The following is a 6,565-nucleotide window of genomic DNA, read 5'->3' as shown; positions in this document are numbered from 1 at the left end:
GGGGCGCCGAGATAGATATCGGGCGGAAGAGCCCGGGCAGAACGCGGATCGGGCTCGGCTCTCCGCGAGAAGACACCATCCCCACCGCAAGGAGATGCCCATGCCGTTCGGACTTGGATTCGGCGAAATGCTGCTCATCTTCGCCGTCCTGCTGATGCTCTTTGGCGCGAAGCGCCTACCGGAGGTCGCAGCGGGGATGGGCAAGGGGATTCGCGACTTCAAGCGGTCCCTGAACGGCCTGGACGAGCCGGTGACCCCAGCGGTTCCGCCCGCGCAGGCACAGCCTCAGCAGACGCTCCAGGCACAGGCGGCGCCCCCAAATCCCGAGGCGCGGCAGACCAACAGCGCCGACTGATCCATTTCGCCGGAGTGAAGTCGAACCGCCCGCATCGCCTTTCGCGTCGCGGGCGGTTCGATTTTGCGTCCGGAGGTCCTACCGGGCTCGGTCTTCCAGACCAACCCTTGACGCGACGCACACCCACTTCGGAGTCCGACTACATCGCGAGCGCTGCCCGACTCAGGAGGTCCGGCCGGCCTGGTTGACCTCTCCCTCCGGCGGCAACTCGACCACAGTGAGATCCGGCCAGCGCACCGTATCGACGCGCTGCGCCGCGCCCGTCGGCACGGTGATAGCGGTGGGATCTCCATCAGAGACGAAGCGTCGGGAGGGATCTCGCTCCCACGCCGCGATCTGTCTCTCCAACCTTCCCGGGGCGACGATGAAGCGGTTCACCGAATGCGGATCGAAGGTGCGATCGAACGGTGATTCGTTCGCGTCCCCGGTCACCTCCAGCACGAACTCGTAATGGTAGGGCTTCCCCTTGTACTCCCCCTGCCAGGCGAGTGACCGGTTCTTGGGCCACACCCCCAGCGGCAGGGAAAAGGTCACGATGTCATAGTCGTCCGGTAGGTAGACCTGGATCGAGTCCTCTCCGCGGCCGATGAACTCCTGTACCTGCGCGTCGTCGCGAGCACGATCCAGTCGGGCGTGGTAGAGGGTGTGATTGCAGATCTCGTGGTCGTGCTCGATGAGGTAATCGACCTTCTTCTGGATGATCGCCTCTCGCTCGGCGCGCGGCACCTCCCTGCTGGGCTTTTCGCCGAAGAAGTTCGACGGGTAGTCCGCACCCGGCAGGATGCACCAGACCGCCCCGCTGTTCCAATCGGGGTGGGCCGCGCGGAACTCCTCCCACATCCCCAGCATGGTGTTGGGATCAACCGACCCATCCTCGAGCAGGTAGAACTGGCCCCGCGAGGAGTCGTCGATGGTGAAGATCACCGGCGTGGCTCCGCGGGGGAGGTCGGGCATTCCCTCCAACACTTGACGCATGGTCACCGGCCGGTAACCCGAGCGGTAGAGCAACTCGAGGTCCGCGCGGAAATTCTCGGCTTTACGAGAGTACTCGTTCTCGGGCTCCCCGAGCCGATGGTACTCCAGCACGAGAATCTTCCCCAGTTCGTTGGGCGGGAGATCCGTCACCGAAGCCACCTGGACGACGGGAGCAGACGGCTCAGGCACCTCGGGCTCGGGCACCTCGGTGGGTAGCTCGGCTTCCAGGACAACACCCCGCTCCGGGTCCGTTGTATCGACGCCCTCCGATACGCCATCGGAACCGCAGGCCATGACGCCCAGGAAGGTCCCCAGAACGAGGTAAACGCGCAATTCCATCACCAGTGTTGTTGAAAAAAGGCAATGAGAAGGCGGGGCATCGCACCATCGCCCCGCCACGACCCTGCTTGCCGGAAGAGCAAGAGGTATGCTCGATCAGCCCGGCTCCCGCGCCGACCGTTGGGCCGATTCCGGGCCGCCTGGCAGCTCATCCCTCTGCGTCGCGAGCTTGGGCAACTCGCGATCGGCAACCCTCGCCAGCACCCTTTGATACACCTGCCGGGCCCGGACGGACGGGACCTCGAGCTGGTCCAGGTACAGCGTGACGGCGCGCGTCGGAGGCACGATGTCGGCGAGCATCTGGACGAAGATGAGCGCGTGTTTGATGTGCGTCCGAATCAGCGCCTCCTCTGCGCGCGCTGCCGACAGCTCCATCCAGAGGTCCTCCTCGGCGTTTCGCCGGAGCTGCCGCCGAACGAACCGCACCGCGCCGAGGGGCGTCGCGTACCGCCAGTTGATACCCCACCCGGTGCGGTGCCGCTCACCAGAAAGATCGGCAGCGAGACCCGAATCACTGAGTGCGACCAGCGCGCGGTTGCGGACGGTCTCGGCCTCCTCGCCGGCGAGCCCCATCACGTCGACGTACCGCTCGACCGCTTCGTCGAACGGCATCCGTGACGCCAGCACTGCCACCAGGTTCAGAGCCTGCTGGGCGTGCGTATCGGAGCGAGCCTCGGCCGCCGCCGCCACGGCGAGCTCGAGCCGTCGTCGGACGTCGGGAGGCAATCGCTGCGTCCAGATGGGCGGGCGAGGTTGCATTCCACCCTGGGGTCCGTTGGAAGAGGAGAGCGGCGGAGCTATCTTGACCGGTCGTGGAAGGAGGCGGCGACCGGCACCATTCCGCGGCATCAGCGTACATGAAAGATGTAACCGGCGGCGGAGGTGGGCAACTGCACCTCCGGTCCGGAAAGGCACCCGATATCAGAGACGGAGAGAATCGCGATGGCGATGTCGCGCAGTTCGTCGTGGAAGGAGCACCGGCTGGCGAATCGACTCGATTGCGACGGCGTCGAGTACAGTGTGGACCTGGTAGCCCGCAAGGCGACCGGCGTGGAGGGATGGAGGATGACGCTCGTTTACCTGCCTCGCGAATCCGGCGAGGAGGTGAAGGTTGAGCTCCCCAACGCGGCCTCTACGGCGGAAGTCAGACGCAAGGTGAAGGAGCTGGAGGGAGCCGACGATCGGTTGCGCGAGCTCTTCGCCGCGGGTACGCCGTGATGCGGGTGGGAAGCTGATGGATGTGGCAGTAGCGGCTCTCGATCCACTCGCTGGAGTGGCGCTCGATTACGGCGATCCTCAGGCGGAGTACGAGGCCGTCCGCAACTCGGCCGGGGTCGTGGATCGCGACGACCTGGCCGTGATCGTAGTGAGCGGGCGCGACCCGGTGCGCATGATTCACGGCCTCATCACCAACGACCTCGCCCAGGCCTCCGCAGATCGTGCGGTGTACGCGGGGATGCTCACCGCCAAAGGGAGAACGATCGCCGAGATCCGTGCGTACAAGGTCGCGAAGGAGAGCACAACCGAAGTGTGGATGGACCTCCCGCGCGAGGTGCTCCAACCTACCGGCGATCACTTCCGCCGCTTCCTCCCGCCGCTGTATGCCCGCTGGCGTGATGCGTCGGAGAGCCTGGCCCTGCTCGGGGTCTATGGCCCGCGCTCGCGGGAGCTGCTGGGAGCGGTATTCACCGGTCTTCCGGATCGCCTCGCGGAAGACGAGGTCGCCGTGGTCGAGCTCGAGGGGTCACCGATCCGCCTCGTCGGGACCCGGTACGCGGGAGGGGAAGTCGGCTTTGACCTGCTGTTGGAGCGCAGACTCCGCGACTCGCTTCGCGATCGGCTCCTGCACGCTGGCGACGGCTGGGCAAGGCGCGTGGGCTTCGGCGCCCTGGAGGTGCTGAGGATCGAGGCGGGTCGGCCGCGCGGCGGCCGCGAGCTGACGGAGGAGGTCATCCCCACCGAGGCGTTCGAAGCCATCGGGGCGATGGAGCGGGCGATCTCCTTCACCAAGGGGTGCTACACGGGGCAGGAGGTGATCGTCCGCATCGCGCACCGTGGGCATGTGAACCGCCATCTGCGCGGCCTGGTGAGCCTCTCGGGCACCCAGCTCTCTCCGGGCGACCGTCTGTTTCACCCGGAAACCGGCAAGGACATCGGCTGGATCACGAGTGCAGCCGAATCCCCTCGCGTGGGCGCTCCCGTCGCCCTCGGATTCGTGAGGCGGGAGCTCACGCCGGGGGAGCGGGTGAGAGTGGGGGCATCGGACGGCGGCGAGGCACGGGTGACCGAGCTTCCTTTCACCGCGGAGTGAAGGTGGAAGAGGCAAGCGCACAGGCCCTGAAGGAGTGGGGCGCGATCGAGCAGGCGCTCGCCGCCGGCGAGATCGCGGTTCTCGTGCGCAAGGGCGGCCTCTGGGAGCGACGTGACGACTTTGAGATGGAGCACCGGCAGTTCTGGATCTTCCCCACCCTGTACCACCAGAATCCGCTGGAGCTTCGCTCCGAGCTCGCCTGGGCCCTCGACGCCGCGGAGGCGGCCGACCCGGGGGGAGCTTTCGTACGCCTCGAGCTTTTCGCGGAGGTGACCGACGCCTTTCGCATCGAGAACCTCGACGCCGCCCTCGCCCTCACCGATCTGCAGGCGCTCACCCCCGACACGATCGAGAATCGCTTCCACTATCGTTACCGCCCCTACGTGCACGCCCTCCTGCTGCGGGTCTACCGCCGCAACGCGCCGCACGTCATCCCCAACACGCTGGGCTACGAAGGATGCGTCTCCTGGGTCGAGCTCGACGAGGAGCTGCCGGTCGGGCCCGCCACACCGGTACTGGACGACGAGCGCTTCAACGCGTTCCGCGACCTCGTGAAGCGGCGGCTGGCCGCGCACCCGGGCGTCGTCGAGGTCTGACCCGCACCGACGCCGGAGATCTCCCCACCGCCAGCTTCACCCGGGGAAAAGCCGTCCTCACCACGGAAGTAGCTACCCTCTCCGACTCCGCAGCCGCAGCCACGGCGCGGCCCGTAGGCTGGGTGTGTACATCTTGCGGCCTTGGGCGTCCTACAGTGCGGAAGGCGGGCGACTCGCCCGAACACACCATTTTCGGAGACGCGATCGATGACTCACCTATTCGCTATACGTCGCTGCGCGCTGCTGGTGCTCACCTTTCTCGCCGCCGGCTGCGCGGGTGCAAGCGCCCAGGAAACCATGACGATCGGAGGCCAGCGCGGGATCGAGGTGACCGGCATGGGGGAGGTTCAGGTCGGCGCCGACCAGGCGACGCTGCACTTCGCGGTGGAGACCTCGGCCACCACCTCCCAGGAGGCCGCCCAGCTGAACGCGGAAACGATGGAGCGGGTCATTGCCGCCCTGGTGGCCGCGGGCATTCCCCGGGAGGAGATCGAGACCAGCAACTTCTCCGTGTATCCGGACTACCAGCACGATCCCCAGGCTGCCGAGCCGCGGATTCGGGGGTACCGGGTGAACAACCAGGTGACCTTCGAAACCACCGACCTGGAGCGGATCGGACAGCTCATCGACGCGGCGCTGGAGGCGGGCGCCAACCGCGTGGACGGCATCACCTTCGGGCTGAGTGATCCGAGCGCCGCGGAAGCGGAGGCACTGCGCGAGGCGGTGGAGAAGGCGAGGGCGTCGGCGCAGACGCTGGCCCAGGCCCTGGGCGTTCCGCTGGGAGAGTTGCTCTATGCCACGACCTCGAGCGCTCCGGTCCGGCCTCTGCCCGTGATGATGGCGCGCGATGTGACCGTGGAGGCGGCGCAGGGGTTCGCCACGCCGATTCAGCCCGGCGAGCAGACCGTTCGCGCCAACGTGACGCTGGTCTTCGCCATCGGCGGCTGAGCCCGACCGCGGGGCTCAACAGGGGGGTAGCGGGGCCTCTTCCTCGACCACGACGAAGAGGTCCCGCGGCACGTAGGATCCAAAGACCCCGATGCCATCGCCGACCACGCTCGAGATCCGGATGGCACCGGAGGGATTGAACGTTCCCCCGCGAATGGCGTTGACGTAGTTCCGATCGAGCGCCGATACGCGGAGGCGAAGGCTGACCCCCGCCGGGAAGCCATCCTGGAGGTAAGCGATGACGTCCTGGTCCACGTTGGTCAATTCGAAGAGGCCGAACTCGCGTGGGAGGACGAGCGTGGTATCGGTCTGGGAGATGGAGAGGCCGGTGAGCTCCAGCGGATCCGGCACCTCGAATCCGCTGCCTTGCAGGGCGTTCGCGAGGCCCACGATCTCGAGGTTGGCGAGATAGCTCCACGCCCCTTCGGACTGGCTCCACATGAGCTCGATGTTCGTTCGTGGGGCAAGCCAGCAGGAGCTCAAGGCGGAATTCGGCGGAAGGCTGGGCCGCCGGCCCGCGAAATCGCCAGGAACGGTGGTGCGGCCGCGGATCCGCTCCCCCGAACGGCTCACTACCTCCAGCTCATAGGTTTCACCTGGCAGCACGAAGAGCTCTTTCTCGAGCCCGGTGGCATAGCAGCTGACCCGGATCGGGATCTCCTCTTCCTCCAGCCCGGGGCGCGGAAGCTCGGCACACACGCCGGACGGGAGCTCCGTGAACTCTACCGGCACGCCGTCCGGACCGGTCACGGTCACGGTGGCGCCGGGCTCCGGCCGCACCTCCCCATTCTGCAAGGAGCGGTGCAGGAGCACATACTGCCGTTCGCGGGAGTTCGCCTCCAGTTGGGCCTCCACCACCAGCACGTCGCCACCCTGCGCCGCAGTGACCTCTCCGAGGTTGCACCCGGAGGCGAGCATCCCGGCGATGGCCAGCCCCGCCCAGCCGATGGCTCTATTGGCAAACCATCCGCCAGGCATCCCCTTCATCATCATAAGTCCTTTCAGGAATACATCTTGCGGCGTCATTGGCAGCGTCGCCCC

General features: G+C 66.9%; 8 protein-coding genes. 5 read left to right on the top strand and 3 right to left on the bottom strand.

The window, feature by feature from the left end; genetic code table 11:
* The coding region (locus VF167_09675; protein ID HEX6925691.1) for a twin-arginine translocase TatA/TatE family subunit at nucleotides 1–355 on the top strand (355 nt) is incomplete at its 5' end.
* A gap of 162 nt (nucleotides 356–517) precedes the next feature.
* Here the strand turns inward: VF167_09675 and VF167_09670 are convergent.
* A complete protein-coding gene (locus VF167_09670) occupies nucleotides 518–1,669 on the bottom strand; it encodes a hypothetical protein (GenBank protein HEX6925690.1) in 1,152 nt (383 codons plus the stop codon).
* A 96-nt stretch (nucleotides 1,670–1,765) separates the two neighbouring features.
* Nucleotides 1,766–2,428, bottom strand: a complete 663-nt coding sequence (locus VF167_09665) for a hypothetical protein (GenBank protein HEX6925689.1) — start codon at nucleotides 2,426–2,428, stop codon at nucleotides 1,766–1,768.
* A gap of 183 nt (nucleotides 2,429–2,611) precedes the next feature.
* Between VF167_09665 and VF167_09660 the strand changes: the two genes are divergently transcribed.
* From VF167_09660 to VF167_09645, 4 genes are all read left to right on the top strand, one after another.
* A complete protein-coding gene (locus tag VF167_09660) occupies nucleotides 2,612–2,887 on the top strand; it encodes a hypothetical protein (protein ID HEX6925688.1) in 276 nt (91 codons plus the stop codon).
* A 22-nt stretch (nucleotides 2,888–2,909) separates the two neighbouring features.
* On the top strand, nucleotides 2,910–3,980 hold the full coding sequence (locus VF167_09655; protein ID HEX6925687.1) for a glycine cleavage T C-terminal barrel domain-containing protein: 1,071 nt from the start codon (nucleotides 2,910–2,912) through the stop codon (nucleotides 3,978–3,980).
* Nucleotides 3,981–3,982: 2 nt separating this feature from the next.
* Nucleotides 3,983–4,576, top strand: a complete 594-nt coding sequence (locus VF167_09650; protein HEX6925686.1) for a DUF1802 family protein — start codon at nucleotides 3,983–3,985, stop codon at nucleotides 4,574–4,576.
* A gap of 207 nt (nucleotides 4,577–4,783) precedes the next feature.
* Nucleotides 4,784–5,524: an SIMPL domain-containing protein gene (locus VF167_09645; protein ID HEX6925685.1), complete on the top strand. Its 741-nt coding sequence runs from the start codon at nucleotides 4,784–4,786 to the stop codon at nucleotides 5,522–5,524.
* Nucleotides 5,525–5,539: 15 nt separating this feature from the next.
* Here VF167_09645 and VF167_09640 read toward each other — a convergent pair whose 3' ends face one another.
* Nucleotides 5,540–6,550: a hypothetical protein gene (locus tag VF167_09640; protein ID HEX6925684.1), complete on the bottom strand. Its 1,011-nt coding sequence runs from the start codon at nucleotides 6,548–6,550 to the stop codon at nucleotides 5,540–5,542.
* Between the last annotated feature and the right edge of the window lie 15 nt (nucleotides 6,551–6,565).

It is taken from the genome of Longimicrobiaceae bacterium (genome assembly GCA_036375715.1).
Lineage (GTDB): Bacteria > Gemmatimonadota > Gemmatimonadetes > Longimicrobiales > Longimicrobiaceae > DASVBS01.
This window is presented reverse-complemented; position numbering and strand designations above follow the sequence as displayed.

Excerpts from the sequence above, each read along its gene's own strand:
- VF167_09670 (HEX6925690.1), bottom strand. The coding sequence starts at position 1,669 with ATGGAATTGCGCGTTTACCTCGTTCTGGGGACCTTCCTGGGCGTCATG.
- VF167_09665 (HEX6925689.1), bottom strand. The coding sequence starts at position 2,428 with ATGCAACCTCGCCCGCCCATCTGGACGCAGCGATTGCCTCCCGACGTC.
- VF167_09660 (HEX6925688.1), top strand. The coding sequence starts at position 2,612 with ATGGCGATGTCGCGCAGTTCGTCGTGGAAGGAGCACCGGCTGGCGAAT.
- VF167_09645 (HEX6925685.1), top strand. The coding sequence starts at position 4,784 with ATGACTCACCTATTCGCTATACGTCGCTGCGCGCTGCTGGTGCTCACC.
- VF167_09640 (HEX6925684.1), bottom strand. The coding sequence starts at position 6,550 with ATGACGCCGCAAGATGTATTCCTGAAAGGACTTATGATGATGAAGGGG.